The sequence below is a fragment of the Paenibacillus sp. yr247 genome (assembly GCF_900103825.1).
GTDB lineage: Bacteria > Bacillota > Bacilli > Paenibacillales > NBRC-103111 > Paenibacillus_E.
Map to the genome: position 1 here is coordinate 19419 of NZ_FNIF01000017.1, position 18100 is coordinate 37518.

The following is an 18100-nucleotide window of genomic DNA, read 5'->3' on the forward strand; positions in this document are numbered from 1 at the left end:
TTTAGTGATTTGACGAATACGATGTTCCATAGAAGTAGAAACATGAATAAATGGCCCATGTTCATTAAACTTCTAATAGTAGACCAACTTCCTATTAGAGAAATTAAAAAACGTTTAAAAATTCATATCAATACAGCCTACGCTTGGCGAAAAAAACTCCAGTTGTTTGCAGAGAAACTTCTTCCCATTCAGCAACACCCACCTACGAGTAACAAAACTACGGATCTCACCATTATTCAAATCAATACATCCAATAAAGGAAACAATTCTGCTACAAACAAAAAAAATGCTCATTCATCACAAAGGAAACACAAAGAGACCATCCCTGTCTTTATTGCAGCTGTTCGAGAGGCCCCTAATCAACTATTTGCTAATGTGCTACATGGTACAGAACAGGCATTACAGATTGAAGTGAAGCCTGCAAACTCAGCTAGCACAATTCAATCAATTGAAATAGATTTTCTTCGTTTCTATCGTAAAATGCGGGGAGTTTCCACACGAAACCTTCCCATTTATTTAACTTGGTACAGAATGCTGCATTTACTGGATGCTGTTAATCCACGAATTTTAGCGGATGAGATGTTCAAACTTTGTCTTGATAAAAATGCATTATCATACTCACGAAGGTTGATAAAAAAGTTGATATGATTTATACTGCTCCAATCATTAATTGTGATTAACGAAAGCAAGTAGAAGTATCTTCTCTTGTGATTTTGCTCATGTTTTAGTAAACCATTTGTTGGTACATGAGATCTTTTAAAACTTCCAATAATTTGCAAAATAAAAAGCCTCCGCCGCATGATTGGGGGAGGTTGCGAGTTGAAATTTTGCCATTCACTTCTTCCAATAGACGTTTTCACGCTTATGCTTAATTCCATCTATCCAAATGACAGATTTATCTTCATCTACCTCAAACACAAGAATGACTTGGTAGAGACCAAGTCTTGCCCAATAACCTTCCAATTTACCAAAACGTATTCGTTTGGCGGTAAGGGTTGGTGTGTAAGATAGTCGTTTAAAAGACTCCAAATAAATTCTTTCCTTCACTTCAGGAGGATAAGCCAGTATACCAGCTAGCTCATCAAGAGCTGTTTGCGACCAATATACATTATAAACTTTGTCCACGCTCAAATTCCTCCACCTTTACACGGAGATAATCGAGCCCTTCTTGTTGGCCATAAACGCGTCCAGAGTTTCTATCTTCGCGGCTTTTTTGAACCTGTCGTATAAGATCCGCATCTTCAGAAAGAGCCTCGATATCCAATTGCTGAGCAGCTTCACGTTCTCGCTTCATGTTCAAGTAACCAATAAAGTCAAGAACTTCAGCCGCATCTTGTTCAGGAATATGGTCGATCAAACGTTTCAACTCTTCACGATTCACGCTCATGGATAACCCCACCTTTCGATTACTATTACCATTATACCACAACGGCAATAGCATCTAATCATTCGCTTCCCATTACTTTTTCGCATCGTGCCCCTTATTTATCTCAGTCTGAAGAGGTTACCCCAATCCCCAAAACCGCACTACCCAAATCCAAATGCTCCCGATCCAGCGTCACCTTCACCTTACCCGCGCGCCGTTTCTCACGCCAATCTCTAAGCTCTTCTTCCGTCTCCAAACGCAGTTCAGAGACCTCCTTCGCCCTATTAAGCATATAATCCGTCGTATACAAAATCCTATAAATCCCATGCCCAGCAGGAACGATAGCCCTCTCTCTTTTAACCCACTCAAACACCTCAAACACAACATAAAGCTCATCCGTCGCTCCCCTGCTGGAGGGAATGGCCGTTATCGCAGAGCGTGGAACAACCTTCCAATCTTTCACTCTTCCATACCACGAGATGCCCGCTTCATCCGCACCAAACAAACGAATCGACTGATACAACGCGACGTATTCTAATCTAGTCAGCACTTTATGATTCGTAATATTCCGCAAAGGCGTATGGTAAAATCCATGCTCCAACGCAGCCTCCAATTGAGGCCTCTTACTCAGAGCCCCAACCAATACATTTTTCCCAGACAATTTATTACCGTAATACTCCTTCGTCCCTCGCGGCCTCGTCGTCCGCTCATAGGCCTTCTCCGGACTATCCATGATGATCTCGTCCAGGAACTTCTCCATCAAACTCGTTGAATTCGGCAAAAATGGAAAAGCCCCAATATTAATGAGCTCCACACTTTTGTAGAACTTATGCTGCTGGAACCGCTCCTCATCATGATAGGGAAACAACACATACGCCCCAAACATGCTCCGCTCGTACTCTTTCCCCTGCCCCTCTGAATACACAATCGCATCCCGATAGCGGTGCATCGTATTGATATCATCCTCTTCCGGCCCCGGCATCCGGTACCTCTCGAAGTACGGCTTGCCCTCATAAGCAGGATTAATGCGATATTTAGCATCGAAAATATATTTATACTCCGTAGCCGCGTCGTTCTTTTTCAAAGTCAGGACATTATCTGGTCGCTGGGATAGGGTTGGACTACTTCGATCATCTTTGGGCAATGAATTATAAAACAACGTAAAAATTTCCCCGTTCAACAGGTTTTTATAAACCATCTTAGCCTGCTGTGACTTATCCAGTGTGACGAATAGTCCACTCCGATTGATTTTGATAATATCCTGTTTAGTAGCTCATACTTTTTGCTTAAAAGATGATGAATCTTCAAGAAACACCAGTATTCATAGAGCTGAGCCAAATCTTTCATCGATAATCGGAAAAGATCATTCTGAATCGACAAACCTTTTAACAGCATTAAATAATACCGGTATACCTCTCGGTAACCTGATGCCATTTGCAAAACCAGAGAAATCGACAGCTGCCTCATCTCGCCAACATTCAAAAAAACATGCTGTAACAGCCGCTGCACCTGACTCTGCATTAGATTTAGCTTCTTCGTTAGATTAGGATCTTCTACACGACTTTTTTGAGCTAAACGCATTTTAACATCCTTAAGCTTCTGCCCAATGCGTACAAGCACCCATTTTACAAAGCGATTCTCAGCCTTATCATAATGAACATGGCGTCTAGTCTCAAGCAAATGAGTCGGTGTAAACCGCTGGCCTCCTACCTGAATGACCCCGTTCACCGGATCCTTGGCTAATAGATGTGGGCGCTTGGCTAGGAAGGCAATGTTCTCTTTTCCGACTCTTTTCACACGTGCGGCTTCTACCAGGCGATTCTCGCTTTGAAGCTTAGAATGTGGCGATAGCTTGATTCTCTCAACAGCCTGCACAAGCTGCGTAAATACATGCTGCAAAATCGTAAAATACTCTGTCAAACTCTGATGATTCGTTTCTTTTAACCCAGTCAGGTTATACGTTTTCCTCAGAAAATCGAAGGAAAGATTATAAATCTGTTCATTAACATCGTTAAGGATCATCTGATAGTCGTTCTTGTAATCTATTTTCGATGGAAAAATCTCTAACTAGAGACGAAAAATAGCCTCACCATTCAATCGAAGCTCAAGTTCAGAGAGTCCAACTTCATTTTGAAAATTAAGAATCCCTGATAAAATCATCTTCCCCAGCGGCTTAACCGCCTGTCTCACATGGATATTGTCGTGGTGAAAGGTTAAGGCAATATCTGCCTTCTTTTCAATGACCAGTTCATAGGCCTGCGTTTCATAAAAAGTCGGCGTACACACATCATCCGAACTCCAACTTGTCATCGCCCTGTGTTCATGAGAGAAAACTGAAATAGAATCTATGACCAACGAATCCACCAGCGGCGCAGCGTGAAAATGGGCATCAACCCACTCCTCATCCACATTACGATGGAGATTCAAGGTTTCAACCGTGGGATGGAACGGCTTGCCCTGAATATAGAGATTGAACAGATTCGTCTCGATTCGCAGCAATTCCGTGCTTTGATTAAGAGAGCCAGTATGAGGTAAAGCCATCTTGTTCTAACCTCCGTAGCATGAAGGCAATTTTCCTTGCACTTTGTGGATATTTGGACGCTGCTAACGCTTCCTGCGAGAGATAAAGCTTAGAGGCATCATCCATATACTCCGTAATAGGTAAGCTACGATCCTGAGTTACCTGCATCAGTTGAAGCAACGCCTTTTTCACAGACGAATTACTGCCTTGAATGCGAGGCAAAATCTTCTGCAGCAACTGCATATCGAATGCCGCTTCCTTACTGAGCAAAGCAAACCACTCAATTTACAGGCGCTAACATAACTAAGAGGCTACCTGATCCGGTAGCCTCTTAATTAGAATAATCCTATTATTTGTCGATTGAGCCATACTCCGCATGAACAGTATGCGGGAACATAGTGTACTTGGTTAATGATTGTTAAAGTGGTTTAATCCCTTGTATTATAAGGGTTTCCTCCATTCGAGTATTGTTCTAGTTGGATGCTGTTTGTTCGAAATAGCATCTTTCGTCCCCAATTCGTCCCCATTGTAAAAACTAATTGTAAGGACCAAACACACTACATACCCTCTTTAGTCGATTTTTAGGAAATCGAACTTTGGAGTGCCTAGTATAATGGAAAGGAATTCATGAAGTCGATCATGGCAGTAAAAATCTACAATTCGTCGCAAATATGATTCGGATATGTGGGGAAGTAACATAGTTTAAGATCATTCAAGGGTCAGCGTATCACTTTAATCATTAAGAATTCGTTCAAGTAGTGAAATAATTTCTTGTGATTGTAAGTGAGCCTTAAGTTTATCTTCTGTTAATAAAATAGATTTCTGGATATGCACTGCATTGGAGGCTCCGGGATTTTCTAACTGTCCAACTACTCCTAGAGTTGCTTTCTTTTCGAGTTTATCATTGAGATTACCATGTTTACGTAAAAATTCCTTCACTTCTTGAAACATCAATTCATATCCTTCTTCAAATAATGGAAGAGTAATATCCTCTAAATTCCCAAAGCCATTTGGATGGGAAAAGATGTAACATCCAATAGAAAATGTACTATTGCGAAAAATTAGATTATGTTGAAGTTCATCTAACCCATCAAGTGAACTAGACAAATTCGATTTAAAGCGATTAACCTGATATTCTACACCCTTTTCATCTGCATCTGTAAAAAACATGAAAGAAAAACTCTCGACTTTTGAAGTTTTTCTCTTATCCATATGAACACTTCGCTGATAAGCAGAAAACACATTAATAGTCCTTTTAACATTACGAAAATCAGTATTCCCATCCATTGAGTACAAAACTACTAGTTGATTTTGATCCGCCCTGATCATCAACATAGGAACAGCAGGGCGTAGTTGCTCTACTTTTAATTCATCATTCGGATGATCCCTTATCGTATTACTTACATATTCATTTAATGGATAAATCATTTCCTTAATCACTGGTGACAAGTGCTTAAATTTCAATAAGATAAGTATTCTGTAGAGAAACCATTGATCGTGAGCCCCTTCATAGAACAAAACAAGTGCTTTCATTCTCCACCTCGCAGATCAAGATTAATAGAATGGCTTAGTAAAGCCAAATCTTCACCGGAGATGAACTCACATTTGTTATGCCCATCCTCATTAATCAATCGATAGGCTGATATTGTATGATTATCTAGTCCATTCTCTAAAAATGCATCAATACATTCTTTACTGTGAGTAGTCACAAAGACTTGTACATTGAAAACTTCCGCCAAACGTTGAAGTAATAAAGAAAAATCACGCAACATCCTGTAATGAATTGCATTCTCTAATTCGTCAATTAAAAGCACACCATTTTCTGCAGAAGCAAACTGAAGAGCAACATGAAACATTCGTTGCATACCCTCTCCGAAATGTGTCAGGTCAACTGCTCGTCCAAAACGTTGATGAGCTACTAAAAATCGTTTTAAATCCCCTTCCAAATTAATATTCACGATTTCACCATCTACTTTTTCACGTAAAAAATTAATAATCTTCTCATACTGTTTCGATTCGATGCTTTTTGAATGATGAAGAATTATTTCATTCTCATCATTTTGCGAAAAGGGGCTCGAATAAACAGAGTTACAAAGCATTAGAATGTTCTTGAAGAATACTTCTATATCTTTGTTTTTATATAAGCGAGCTTTGCTTTCGTTAACTTTGTTATTAATTTCCGTATTTATTTGCAATGTGCTAAGATACGAGTTTTTGTCGAGTGTCTCATCTTCTTCTTCTGTTTTGTTTAAATGGACTGAAACCTGCAAATCTTCAAATATCCCCGATATATGAAGATTTTGAATTTCTTGTTGATTAAGCCAAAGTTGATTTAGTGTTTGTAGTTTCCCTCTACGACGAAATAAATCAAACACTCCATATATATCATTCTGACGAGTAAGCAAGTAAATTGCTTCTAATAATGTTGACTTCCCTGCATTGTTAATTCCAGCGATAATGTTAATCTTATTTATATTTGTTAAATCAAACGATTGTAATTTCTTGTAATTTTTAATGCTAATTGATATGAAATGCTTCTTTACACTGTTAGAAATTATATGACGAGGAACAGACTTATTGTCAAGAATCTCCGGCATTCCTTGATCAGCAACAAGATGGGTCAAAGCGGCCAAAACATTTTTCAATCGTGCTCGGTCTTCTGTTTTAGCGAGACGCAGATTAGTAGCTGCATTTCCAATTTGCTTTTCAACAATTTCAATTGATTGTTGTAGTATGCTTTCCTTAACCTTATCACTTCCAGCATATGCTTGCGTCAATGATCGGGTCTCTTCCATTTCTTCAAGTGCCTTCTCATCTGTTATAAATTTAGCAAGATCCCGTATATCTGTGTATTTTGTAATGATTCGCTCTACTTTTACTTTTTCAAACTCTATCTCGCCATTATCATCAGTGGTATCACCTAATACCTGATCATCTTCGGAAACCCAAGAAAACAAACGATCGCGATTTATTAAATTTGTAGATTTTAATAATACATTATCCCACCCAATCCACTCTTGAAGAACTCCAGTTCGAATAAATTCTTCAAATATTGTATACATATCAGTCTCAAACTGATCACCAAAATCACTTCTTCTATATTCCTTAATAAATGCTAGAGTTCGCAAACTTTGACGCAGTTTTCTGATTGATATTCCAAGTGAAGATGTAAGCTTCTCCTCTTCAATGTTCTTTTCGTAAATTTGATCCCAAAGAAATTGTGCTTGATTAATAGCAGGCCATTTCTTACTTCCAGTAATATGCTTAATACCCATTAATATTTGTTGTTTATTTTCTTCTCCTTGCAAACAAACAACGGGTATATTCTCAAATATGCTTGAATCTAATACTCCAATATCTCTTCCCTCATTGTCATATTCTTGTAATCTTTTTAAAGCAGACACACGTCGATTTCCCTCTAATACTAAGTAGCCTCCATCAGGGAGTTCTTTAACCTGAATTTGATCAACAGGTAAATAACCATTCGATGTAAGGCTCAGTAATAAATCAGTAATATTTTCATTTTTTTTCCCAGAAATTAATTTAAGCGTATCCCTTTGAATTCGTGGTTCTTTGAATCTTACTTCTGAAACAGGTTTGTAATCGTTTTGATCTATAAATCTGTAATTGTTAGGATCGAGATATAAATCATTTAGAGAGACTTCCTTTGGATAAAATAATATTGACATTAGTACCTCCTAATTGAGGTTAATTGTTTGCACAATTTCACCATATTTTAATTGTTGAGCAACATATTTGTTATCTAGAGAAGGTCCTTAGTTAAAGTGTTTTTCAATAGATTTGCTGCGCATCACCACTAAATTGCAAAAAAGTGAAATTTTAATCTCAGTAACGAAGGACACATTAAATATAGTAAGAAACATTCCCATTTAACATTCTTATCAGAAGTCACCTCTTTTAAACTTTGTAAAAGGCATGAAAACATGAGAACCTCCCTAAATCTTGAGGATTTAATTACTACCTCACACCTGAGAAAATAAGAACTCCTGATGTATACTATTCAACAAGAAAATCTGATTTCCTTGCGGAATAGTTAGGCCGGGTACCGGGAAGAGTCATATTGCCACGGCCATCGGAATGGGTGCCATGCTCGCTGGCTACCGGGTTCGCTTCGTATCCGTCATGCAACTCATTCAAGAACTACAGCTGGCGGAGATGGAATACCGTTTACCTCGGTTTCTAAAAAGTTGGAACAAGTACGAACTGGTCATCCTCGACGAGCTTGGCTATGTACCACTTGGTGAAGGTGGGAAGCTGCTCTTTCAGTTCATCTCTGGGCGCTATGAGCAAGGCAGTCTCATCATCACTTCTAACCTAGAGTTTTCTCGCTGGGTGGATGTCTTTGGCGACCCTGCACTAACCACGGCCTTACTAGAGCGACTGACCCATCACTCGCACATCCTTCTCTTTGATGGCGATTCCTATCGCTTCCGTCAAACCTTAGGAGGACGTGGAAAGGAGGCCCCACATGAACACGTTAAAAATGAAGACTGAGCTTAACGGAATCGCAGAAATGGAAGCTACTGTTGAATGCCTTCGCAGTGAGATCGATCGCCTTCAAGAAGAACGAGATGCCTTGAAGCAAGGCAACTTGGAGCTTTACCGCAAGCTGACGACTGTTGATTTTTAATGCGCTGCAACCAACCGCGCATCGACCTCTAACACCGGCACCCTCGGGTGCCCATTTTTATCGCCGGGGTGGTCAACTTTTCGGTTAGCAAGGTGGTCAACTTTTTGATTGACATTTACACGCGGGAACTATAGCTTTCTCTCTTTTTGACCCACCCCTCCACCTCAAACACGACATAAAGCTCATCCGTCTCGCCTCTACTAGAGGTGATGGCCGATATAGCAGAACGTGGAACAAGGCATCTCGATAAGGGTGCATCGTATTGATATCATCCTCTTTCGGCCCCAGCGTCCAGTACCTCTCGAAGTATTGGAGTACCCTCATAAGCAGGATTAATGTGGTATTATGCATCGAAAATGTATTTATACTCCACTGCCGCGTCGTTCTTTTTCACAAAACGAGCTGCACAATAAAATCGCAGGTCTCTTCAGTTGTAAAATGTTCACTGCGAAAAGAACGCAGTTTCGAGATTATTGGGTCAGGCAAAACACCTGGGTTGATATCATTTACTAAAAATAACTATTTGCTTGATGAAGTTTTTGCTCTTTCAATATGTTCATTCCTAATAAGGGGATCTACTATATTAGCCTTTTGAATTATTTCATATATTCGGATGATTGCATCCTCGTTAAGTTTTGGTTCAGGGGATTCCGCTTTAAATCTTAAAAGTTTCCTTTGGATAAACTCGGTTAACTCCACATCGTAAACAATTAAATCGTTGGAATGAATTTTTCTAAGTTCAGGATCTACACTGAATCTGCAACGCATCGTAAAAGAAATCATCGATATATATGTTAATGTTTTAAATTCATGTAATATGTATTCCAAAGCTTTTATGTGAACGTAATTTTGAAAAAACGGGTTATACATTTTGAATCTATTACTTACCGACCAGTACTTATCATTTTTGTTTCCTTTAATTTCACCGTTATAGTTTTTAGTTTCGATAACAAATAAACCAAAAGGAGTAATGACTAAATGATCGACCTGTGAATATCCCGTTTTAGATTTAGAATTTACTATTAAAATATCACTCAGATATTTGCAATCTTTGGGAAGTTGGTCTAGTTGAATGTTAATTTTGTGTTCACCCAATTCGCCTATTCGCGTAGGTTCAATCTTCCTATTTGGTTTTACACTTTGTTTTTTTGTGTTTTTCTTAGCTTCTTTTTTTGAAGATGTTCTAAATAAATCTAGTATTTTTTTAAACATGTATATACCCTCTCTTCATGATGCTTCTGATTTTAATATTAGCTGGTTGCAAATCTACATTTTCTATGTACTAATCATTTTCTGATGGTCATAACAATACACTTGTCCTGCAAATTTATTTTGGCGTTCCAAACAGTAATCCCTAACTTTTTCACTGACCTTTTTGCCACATTCGGCACAAGCAAACGATTCTGAAGTCTCTTCAACATTTATATTGGTATATTTTACTTTATTAGCACTTACCATTTTATCCTTCACAATAACATAACTAATCCGAATCAAAAGCAATACTACGACTATGACAAAAGCAATATTTAAATCTGATTCATCGACCTTTAATCCATTTTCTCCAGTGACTTGAAATACAAAATGTTCGATTACATAAATAAATATTTTGAACATAACAATCAATCCCAAAGCACTAAATAAAAATGTTGAAATTGTAAGTTTCTTACGTTTCATGATGTCATCTCTTTTCTGTTTTGATTTATAATATAATAAAGTCATGATCACCTGATCCATTAATACGTTCTATCTGATAGTAAGCCTTTTTATCAGCCCTTCTTTTCTTCGTCCATCTTGAACCAAATATTTCAGCGAGCAGAATGGAAGAGATAATAATTACGAAGAACATCCACCAAATTTGTTTTAAATCAGTGAAAAGAAAAATGATAGACCAGTAAGCAATTTGTCTTCCTTCTGCGTAATACGTTCTTGCCATTGTCTGTACCACCTTTAATAAGAATTATTGTGACGAAAAGCTATTCTTTCCTAAAATAATACAATATTCGACAGTCACCCATAATTTTCCTTTTTATTCTAAATACCCCGAAACTAAGAAAACCCCTTATTTGAATAAGGGGCTAAACTAATTCTTATTGCCTACAGACCATGAGAAATAAATGAAAACATCTTATTTAGAAAGCTATTCCTAATCAATCCCCAAAACAGTACTACCCAAATCCAAATGCTCCCGATCCAGCGTTACTTTCACCTTACCCACTCGCCGTATCTCACGCCAATCTCTAAGCTCTTCTTCCGTCTCCAAACGCAGTTCAGAGACCTCCTTCGCCCTGTTAAGCATATAATCCGTCTTATACAAAATCCTATAAATTCCATGCCCCGCGGTGATGAATTATTAAAAAAACCATCTATTATATATAAAAACCACCTGAATGCAGGTGGGTTTTTGTTTACGACTTCTATAATGCGCTCTTACAAATTCTTAGTGTTTATTAATAATAACCATGCGTTCCTTTTAGTCCCAACCTTTATTTGCGCCAAAGATTTCACTTACAAAGCGTGCTGGAACTATTGTCGTTCCATTTGTTACCGTCGTGCCAAATCTAGACTTACCTCTTTATTATTAATAACAGCCATGGATGAATCGATTGTTAATTTAACTATTGTTTCTCCTTTTTCAGGCCGTAATGCTTTGTGTAATTTTCATCCCAAGCTACCAGAGCTCTCAACACACTGAAAATTCGTCGCATAGGTACAAGAACAGTTGCATTCTACAATGAGATTCTTCATTAGTTGAAAACTCCCATATGTTGGAATTCAACTTTAAAACTATCTGATTCCCATACTTAACAACAACACCCATGCTTTATATTCAGTCCAAAATTAAATTTAAGTAGTACCATTCTTTCTCTTGAAACCATTCGAACCCTACATCTTTTTTAAAGTGTAATGTTCTATCCCTACTAGTATCCTTCCATTTCCCAGCCCAACTTGGAATAATAGGATTTTCATTTATATACAATGTTCCGTGGTTTATACTTACTGATTCAGCATGACCAGAGTGTTGACCATTCATATAGTATGGATTATCAGTCAGACATAAAAAACGTTTTACTGAAAACTCTCATAATCAAAAAGACGTTCAATGTCTTTTAAAACATCGTACATATCCGTATCAGTTGCACGATTAGATAATTTTTTGAAACATTTTAGTTCACTGCCGCTTTAGTATCGTTGTAGTAACAAACAATATCTACATTCTTTTTTTGATATGAATGTTCTAGCTCTATAGTAAAAACATCAGCTTTATCCAAACACAATAGCTCACCCAAATTGTTAATCAATGAAGCGTAATGTAATTGCATGGATGATTCTTTATTGACTTTAATGCGCCCAAGAGAAAGCCTTGTAATAAAGATACTCCAAGCTAAATCAAGCACATAGTTTAAACGCTCTTTATGGTCAGTTGGTACATTTATCATTAGTCTCACCTAACCTAATTTATTATTAATACCACAGTGTTATTATAACAAACTTCATATAAACCACATTGCTTATCTTAATGAATTTGGAATTTAGTCCTTTTTCTTTTTGGCAGTAGGCTGTATAGAATAAAAAAAAGTGTTACTTGGAAATCTCTATTAAATCTTTTCAATTTTGTAATCACATCTAATTGACTTGAATAAGTAATCAACCTTAATATCACGTCTTCTGCATATACATCTGGGGTATCTTTTACAACAATAGTTTCTTCATTGTCTTTACGAAATTTCTTTAAAATCTCTTTAACTTCCAATAAAACTAATATCACAACTTCATTCAAAGCGATATTTAAATAAATATTATTTAAAATTTTATTATTATTTTATTAATCAAACTTACGAAGTTTTGCTAATCTAATCATTAATGCTTGTACACTTACTTGAAAAGTTTCTGCCATTTTTTTTATTTCTTTATCATCATTGTAATCGATGTAACCATGATGATTTTTTATATACTCTTCAATCATATCTTCTGGCATTAGCAAAGAAGCTGCAAAAGCATTTGCTTCCATTTCATCCATATTTGTACCTTGTGAAGAATCGGAATCTCTAAAATTGTATCTTATAGAAGTATCTATATATGTTTCGTTTCCTTCATGTAACAAAAAATGCCCAATTTCATGAGCGATTGTAAATCTTTTTCGATTATCAGCATGTTCTTTATTGACACCAATTATATACTCGCCCAATTCTTCGTTACGGATTAATATTCCTGACAGTTCTCCATCAAATGATTCATATTGAATATGCACTTTTAATTCTTTTGCTATGCTTTCTAGATTAATTGGAGGTCTGACTATTCCAAATTCGCTCAAAATTTGTTCAGCACGTTTTTCAGCGGAACGGACACTCATTTTTCTCCCTCATTTCTTTTATAATTTGCATATACTTTTTTCGCAAAGTCAATTACTTCTGGCTCAACTTCATTTAATCTTTCTTCATTGCCTGGTAATTCAATATTGTTTAACAAAACGCTTTCATGTGGAAGCAATGAAAACACACTAACACCAAGTATGTCAGCAAAATTATACAAACCATCAATTTGTATTTTTTGCTTTCCTCTTTCAATGTTTGTAATTGAGGTACGTGTCAAATCAACTAGTTTCCCTAGTTCTTCTTGCGTCCATTTTTTTACTTCTCTTGCTTCACGAATTCTTTTGCCAATTTCCTCATAAATGACATCTTGTTTTACCATCGTCATTCCCCATCCGTTTTCATAATACTTACATAAAGTATTCCTAAATGTTTATTATGAGATACTTATAGTATCTCTATACCCAAGATTTTTGTCAATAATATAAACAAAAATAAAAGTAAAAGTCAAGTCTAATTGTGAACATCTTTTTTTAAAAAAAATGAACTAGATTACCTTAACAAAATGTATGATAAAACTTTACAATAATGTATTAACAACAATGTATCACCTTTAATGTTGAATATGTAAAGTATTACTTAACATGAAAAAAATAAAATGTATACTTATACTTGACACTACTTAGACATTAATGCTAGTATAAACTCGTAGCAACATATACTAGCCACTATGGAGAATGAGGTGAAACAACATGGCAAAGAATGGACCCACAGGTGGTGGTCGTCAAGGACAAGTGGCAAACCGCAGCCAATTCCAAGCTCCTAACGGAAATTGGACGAAACGTGACACTGAAACTGGTCGTATAATGGACCAAAAGACAAGTAGCCCTAACCCTTTCAAGGGGGTCAGAAAAGAGAAATAAAAAAAGAAGACTTCTCAAAGTCTTCATCCGTGATGCACTCTCAACCAACACGCTTATCGTGGGTCTGTTTAATTACCAATATGGTTCAGTGGTTGCAACACTGACACTTGGCATTTCTACGAATACATATTCTTTATAATAGCTGACTAGCTCAATACACGCAATAATAAAGATATAAATATTAGAGACGTTGTGTAGCTATTAGATGTTGTAATTCAATGAATGGATATGGACAAGCCCATGATAAGTTACTAAACAAACACTAGAACTTGGAGGTACGACCACTATGCCTAACATTACATTGCAAGACGTAATCATTTTCGTAAACGGTACTTCACGTTATAATAACAATTCTTTTGATACTGCGCTTGTTAAAACCACAATCAAAACTGATGAGCCAATTTTAGACGAGTATTATGTTCCAAGTGGTGTAACGGCAAGTCCTGCATTGCTTAATTTCCTTCGCTTACAGAACCTTGAAGTAACGCCATTCAAGGCAAGCACATTATTGGCTGGTACAGAGGACATTCAACAAGAAGCTCTTAATGGAAACCCTGCTGGTACACTAGAAGACGCTGCGAAACTCCTTCTATTGTCTGTATTAAAGAAATCAACACTTACGCCTGTTACAGGTTCAACGAACTTATACGAACTAACTTATGAATATAAAATTTTCCCTCTCACTAACCAGGGATTGCCAAACACATACGAATTGCAGATTCGTGTTCCTTTCGATGGGCTTGGTATGGTGAATGGTAGCCGAGTTGAGGTAACTGCGGTCTTACCACGATTCGCTGAAATTGATGCTGCAGTAACAAATGGTAGAGATACAAACAGTCAAGAAATTACTGAACTTATTTATGAACTGCCAAACGTTAATCGTAAAACTGTTACATTCGCCTATCAATTAGACCCTCTCTTCACCATCCGTTATAACCATACGCAAGGTATTGAGGGTTAACACACCTCCCCTCGCTGAAAAGTGGGGGATTTCTTTTAATGTATTATTGGGAGGTCTTTAGGACAGTAATAATGCAACACATCATAAACAAAATGAATTATCCAAGATACTGTATTTGCATTTGTTGGTGTTTACTTGGTATTCTATTTACGCCAAAGATCAATAACTCTCAGACTGGTAATGGAACATTGATTTATCAAACCATGCAATCATTCAACAAAATTTTTTCACAAATAACCACTATACTATCAACCTCAATGCAATCCGATAAATCTACTTTTGGACTATGGGCAATTGGAAGCAATAAATATGGGAAAAGTAAATTGAAGATTTAAACATGCTCAATAAACCTGATTCTCTTGGTATAAAATAATGGGGGCTATTTACCATTTTTTTAATTAACTGACGAAAGATAATATGGATAAGCCCTATTTCACAAATTGCGACATTTTTTTCTGGCCATTAAGCATCTCATGTGCTATAATTATTTTTGAATTGCAGCAGGAGATTCTTATTTTTTGCAGAATTTAGAACATATGTTCTTTTTTGAAAGGTTGAAAGTTATGTTAAAAGTAGCTTCTTTTTTTAGTGGTATAGGTGGATTTGATTTAGGGCTTGAACGAGCGGGCATGGAAGTTGTTTTTCAGTGTGAATGGAATGCCTTCTGTCAGAAAGTACTTCAAAAGCACTGGCCAAATGTTAAACTAATGGGTGATATAAATGACGTTACAATCGATGAAATCCCTGATGCTGAAGTCTGGTGTGGAGGATTCCCTTGCCAAGATGTATCTCTTGCCAATCAAGGAAAAAGAAAAGGACTTGAAGGAAACAGAAGTGGACATTTCTACAAATACGCAGAACTCATCGATCAGCGAAGACCTGAATGGGTTATTGTCGAAAATGTTCCCGGACTCCTTAATAGTAACAACGGGAATGACTTCAGAGTCGTCATCGAAACGCTGGCTCAACTCGGGTATGGTGTGGCATGGCGAGTACTGGATGCAAAATACTTTGGAACACCTCAACGACGTAGAAGAGTCTACATTGTCGCAAGTTATAGAAACGGACGCGCCGCTGAAGTACTTTTTGAACAAGGTCCAATTGCAATCGCTCCTAGACAGGGCCTCGGTCAGAGGGAAATCATTAGCGCCGGATCTGGAACGGGCCTTATCTCTTCAAATATCTACTCTATCCAGCATGCCGGAATTGGACGAAAAGCTTCAGCCGGACCCCAAGCAAAAGGGTATAGAAATGACGGAGAAACCTATACTCTTGACTCCAGAGGCAGCTCAGACGCTATCTGTAAGACGGATGCTCCCTTCGGAGTACGAAAAGCTACAGGGGTTTCCAGTGGGCTGGACGGAAATAGATTCAAAACACTAGGGAACGCGGTTGCAGTTCCAGTTATTGAATGGATTGGAAAAAGATTATTAGCGGTTGTAAACAAATAAAGAAAGTCGGGCTGAGCCCGACTTTCTTTATTTGTTTAATGACCATCTCTTGGAATATTGATTGTAGTTCCATCCAAACGATCAAATTCTCCTGCGAAAGTATCAAGGCTTGGCTCACCTTGATTGATAAGTGCATGAACAAAGGTTTGATAATTAGTAAAGAGCCTTCTCCCCACCTTCAATGGCAATGATCCTGGGTGTACAGGTTTATCTTTGTCTTCACAAATCTCTAGAAAAGCTAGAGTCCAGTTATGCTCTTTTAAGGAAGGTAACACAGCCTTGCTTTCTATCTTTCTCCATATATAATCATAGAGCAACTCACCCACACAGAAAATAATCCCGTAGCCTTTCCATGTCATTAGAGCAACGTTGCCCTTAACAACGAATTGCTCTTGTTGACGACGCCAAGCGTTTGTCTCGATAGTACCAACCTTTGCAATTTCCTGTCTTAACATTGCGTTTGTTCTCTGAGTATTTTCCGCCCATGTAGCAATATGTCTAGTAATTTCCCCTGTATTTGATGTTTCTCCACCGCCTTGCATTTCAAGCACAACCCTGTCAGGACCAGCCAATTGAGTCTTTCCATTGTGCAAGGTCATCACAAAATCAGCACTATAATCACTTTGATCATTTGCCTTCAAAGGTACCTCTCTCTTAACAGCTACATCACTTTCGTTAAGTTCAGGTGAAAATGACACTTTGGCAATACTCATTAAAACTTCTTTCTGATAACTCGAAAGAGGCAACTTAATTTTCTTTTTTGGATTAATCGAATCAGGTACTGTTTTCTTCGAACTACATAAACGATTCTCACAAACAATCCATAACTTACCTTTGTTACGAATGGAACACACCGGAACTTTCTTGTGACACTTTCTACCATCCATAAAAGGACACAATGCCCCCTCTACTGCTGGAGCAAGTGTTATATCATCTACGTCAGTTCTTTGACCTAAATATTCAGCAACCGTAACCCCTGCCACGTTTCATCACCTATTTCTATTAAGTTCCACTTACATTATAACAAATTTTTAGTATTATCATAGAAAGTGTTGAACATATTTGCAAAGGAGGGCGTGTGTATGACAGACATGGTTTCAAAAGAGACAAGAAGTAAGATGATGAAGTCCATACGCTCTATTTCAAAGCTAGAGAATCTTGTTAGCAAGGAATTGTGGAACAAAGGCCTAAGATTTAGAAGAAATTCAAGGAGTTTATTAGGCACACCCGACATTTCGATAAAGAAATACAAAGTGGTTATATTTGTCGACTCTTGTTTTTGGCATTATTGCGACATACATGGAAGGTATCCAAAAAGCAATAGAGAATATTGGGATCAAAAAATAAGAAAAAATAAGCAAAGGGATTTAGATGTTACCAGCTCATATAAAAATAAAGGATGGAATATACTACGGATCTGGGAGCATCAACTGAAAGGGGATTTCGATCAAACTATTGAGCAAATTCAACACTTTATAAACGATTGTAAAACTAGTTAAGAAGTACTCATCAAGAGGGCTTTTTATTTGTTTAATTGTATTAATTCAGTTTGCTCGACAGATAAAGTATCTATTTCATTCTGATCTATATGTGATCAAATATCAAGAGCCTACACCCTCTCAGTAAAAGACGTGTAGGCTTTTGCATTTAATTATAATCGAGCAATTAGGTTTAGGCGTCCCCGATATTTGTCAATGCGTTTTGTTGACATTACACACTCCACAAGCACCGTATGCGGGAACATGTGTTGTTTGTATGGAATCTGTAGTTGGCTAAACACCTTATAATATAAGGTGTTTTACTCTAGTAGGTTGCTCTGGACTTTGTTCCTTGTTGACTCACTTCGTCAACAAATCGTCAATAAGTAATTTTATCAAAATGGGATCAAGGGCATTGAATCCTGACGGAAGATGATCT

Annotated in this window: 23 protein-coding genes and 1 pseudogene; 7 read left to right on the plus strand and 17 right to left on the minus strand. The window is 37.3% G+C overall.

The features are described 5' to 3' along the window. The first annotated feature begins 42 nt into the window (after positions 1 to 42). A complete protein-coding gene (locus BLT91_RS21650) occupies positions 43 to 648 on the plus strand; it encodes a hypothetical protein (protein ID WP_090824812.1) in 606 nt (201 codons plus the stop codon). A gap of 186 nt (positions 649 to 834) precedes the next feature. Here BLT91_RS21650 and BLT91_RS21655 read toward each other — a convergent pair whose 3' ends face one another. From BLT91_RS21655 to BLT91_RS21680, 8 genes are all read right to left on the minus strand, one after another. After that, on the minus strand, positions 835 to 1125 hold the full coding sequence (locus tag BLT91_RS21655) for a type II toxin-antitoxin system RelE family toxin (protein WP_090824814.1): 291 nt from the start codon (positions 1123 to 1125) through the stop codon (positions 835 to 837). Beyond that, positions 1109 to 1387 (minus strand): hypothetical protein, encoded by a 279-nt coding sequence (locus BLT91_RS21660; protein ID WP_090824816.1) that lies wholly within the window; start codon positions 1385 to 1387, stop codon positions 1109 to 1111. The genes BLT91_RS21655 and BLT91_RS21660 overlap by 17 nt, the downstream gene beginning before the upstream one ends. Positions 1388 to 1490: 103 nt before the next feature. Then, a complete protein-coding gene (locus tag BLT91_RS33040; RefSeq protein ID WP_368086842.1) occupies positions 1491 to 2624 on the minus strand; it encodes a nuclease domain-containing protein in 1134 nt (377 codons plus the stop codon). Then, positions 2543 to 3388: a DUF2357 domain-containing protein gene (locus tag BLT91_RS33045; RefSeq protein WP_254777058.1), complete on the minus strand. Its 846-nt coding sequence runs from the start codon at positions 3386 to 3388 to the stop codon at positions 2543 to 2545. Before BLT91_RS33045 ends, BLT91_RS33040 begins: the two co-directional genes overlap by 82 nt. Before the next feature lie 45 nt (positions 3389 to 3433). Beyond that, on the minus strand, positions 3434 to 3907 hold the full coding sequence (locus BLT91_RS33050; RefSeq protein WP_254777059.1) for a hypothetical protein: 474 nt from the start codon (positions 3905 to 3907) through the stop codon (positions 3434 to 3436). Then, entirely contained in the window at positions 3879 to 4157 is a 279-nt protein-coding gene (locus tag BLT91_RS21670) for a hypothetical protein (protein WP_141225055.1), read from the minus strand. Before BLT91_RS21670 ends, BLT91_RS33050 begins: the two co-directional genes overlap by 29 nt. 462 nt (positions 4158 to 4619) lie before the next feature. Further along, positions 4620 to 5420, minus strand: a complete 801-nt coding sequence (locus BLT91_RS21675; protein WP_090824820.1) for a DUF3226 domain-containing protein — start codon at positions 5418 to 5420, stop codon at positions 4620 to 4622. Next, positions 5417 to 7576, minus strand: a complete 2160-nt coding sequence (locus tag BLT91_RS21680; protein WP_090824823.1) for an AAA family ATPase — start codon at positions 7574 to 7576, stop codon at positions 5417 to 5419. The genes BLT91_RS21675 and BLT91_RS21680 overlap by 4 nt, the downstream gene beginning before the upstream one ends. Before the next feature lie 361 nt (positions 7577 to 7937). On the opposite strand from BLT91_RS21680, the gene BLT91_RS21685 reads away from it, so the two are divergent. Then, on the plus strand, positions 7938 to 8402 hold the full coding sequence (locus BLT91_RS21685; protein WP_302847532.1) for an ATP-binding protein: 465 nt from the start codon (positions 7938 to 7940) through the stop codon (positions 8400 to 8402). Then, positions 8377 to 8538: a hypothetical protein gene (locus BLT91_RS31825; RefSeq protein ID WP_175532454.1), complete on the plus strand. Its 162-nt coding sequence runs from the start codon at positions 8377 to 8379 to the stop codon at positions 8536 to 8538. Before BLT91_RS21685 ends, BLT91_RS31825 begins: the two co-directional genes overlap by 26 nt. 519 nt (positions 8539 to 9057) lie before the next feature. Here the strand turns inward: BLT91_RS31825 and BLT91_RS21690 are convergent. The 8 genes and pseudogenes from BLT91_RS21690 to BLT91_RS21715 form a co-directional block, all read right to left on the minus strand. Further along, positions 9058 to 9750 carry a nuclease-related domain-containing protein gene (locus BLT91_RS21690; RefSeq protein WP_090824828.1) on the minus strand — a complete coding sequence of 231 codons (693 nt, stop codon included), beginning with the start codon at positions 9748 to 9750 and terminating at the stop codon, positions 9058 to 9060. A 63-nt stretch (positions 9751 to 9813) separates the two neighbouring features. Beyond that, a complete protein-coding gene (locus BLT91_RS21695; RefSeq protein ID WP_090824830.1) occupies positions 9814 to 10212 on the minus strand; it encodes a hypothetical protein in 399 nt (132 codons plus the stop codon). 25 nt (positions 10213 to 10237) lie between these two features. Next, positions 10238 to 10471 (minus strand): hypothetical protein, encoded by a 234-nt coding sequence (locus BLT91_RS21700; protein ID WP_090824832.1) that lies wholly within the window; start codon positions 10469 to 10471, stop codon positions 10238 to 10240. A 210-nt stretch (positions 10472 to 10681) separates the two neighbouring features. Next, positions 10682 to 10834: a hypothetical protein gene (locus tag BLT91_RS31830; RefSeq protein WP_175532455.1), complete on the minus strand. Its 153-nt coding sequence runs from the start codon at positions 10832 to 10834 to the stop codon at positions 10682 to 10684. Between the two features lie 174 nt (positions 10835 to 11008). Continuing rightward, positions 11009 to 11074, minus strand: a pseudogene (locus tag BLT91_RS33970) (hypothetical protein); the annotation flags it as partial. A gap of 628 nt (positions 11075 to 11702) precedes the next feature. Further along, a complete protein-coding gene (locus tag BLT91_RS21705) occupies positions 11703 to 11975 on the minus strand; it encodes a hypothetical protein (protein ID WP_090824835.1) in 273 nt (90 codons plus the stop codon). A gap of 386 nt (positions 11976 to 12361) precedes the next feature. Continuing rightward, positions 12362 to 12889 (minus strand): ImmA/IrrE family metallo-endopeptidase, encoded by a 528-nt coding sequence (locus tag BLT91_RS21710; RefSeq protein ID WP_090824838.1) that lies wholly within the window; start codon positions 12887 to 12889, stop codon positions 12362 to 12364. Then, on the minus strand, positions 12886 to 13230 hold the full coding sequence (locus tag BLT91_RS21715; RefSeq protein WP_175532457.1) for a helix-turn-helix domain-containing protein: 345 nt from the start codon (positions 13228 to 13230) through the stop codon (positions 12886 to 12888). The genes BLT91_RS21710 and BLT91_RS21715 overlap by 4 nt, the downstream gene beginning before the upstream one ends. 370 nt (positions 13231 to 13600) lie before the next feature. Between BLT91_RS21715 and BLT91_RS32360 the strand changes: the two genes are divergently transcribed. The 3 genes from BLT91_RS32360 to BLT91_RS21730 all read left to right on the plus strand — a co-directional run bounded on the left by BLT91_RS32360 (position 13601) and on the right by BLT91_RS21730 (position 16183). Next, a complete protein-coding gene (locus BLT91_RS32360) occupies positions 13601 to 13771 on the plus strand; it encodes a hypothetical protein (protein WP_217635264.1) in 171 nt (56 codons plus the stop codon). Between the two features lie 286 nt (positions 13772 to 14057). After that, positions 14058 to 14732 carry a hypothetical protein gene (locus tag BLT91_RS21720; protein ID WP_090824844.1) on the plus strand — a complete coding sequence of 225 codons (675 nt, stop codon included), beginning with the start codon at positions 14058 to 14060 and terminating at the stop codon, positions 14730 to 14732. 518 nt (positions 14733 to 15250) lie between these two features. Next, a complete protein-coding gene (locus tag BLT91_RS21730) occupies positions 15251 to 16183 on the plus strand; it encodes a DNA cytosine methyltransferase (protein ID WP_217635265.1) in 933 nt (310 codons plus the stop codon). Between the two features lie 35 nt (positions 16184 to 16218). Here the strand turns inward: BLT91_RS21730 and BLT91_RS21735 are convergent, their stop codons facing one another. Beyond that, entirely contained in the window at positions 16219 to 17166 is a 948-nt protein-coding gene (locus BLT91_RS21735) for a hypothetical protein (RefSeq protein ID WP_090824848.1), read from the minus strand. Between the two features lie 99 nt (positions 17167 to 17265). Here BLT91_RS21735 and BLT91_RS21740 point away from each other — a divergent pair, with 99 nt between their 5' ends. Continuing rightward, on the plus strand, positions 17266 to 17682 hold the full coding sequence (locus tag BLT91_RS21740) for a very short patch repair endonuclease (protein ID WP_090824850.1): 417 nt from the start codon (positions 17266 to 17268) through the stop codon (positions 17680 to 17682). Positions 17683 to 18100: the final 418 nt, after the last annotated feature.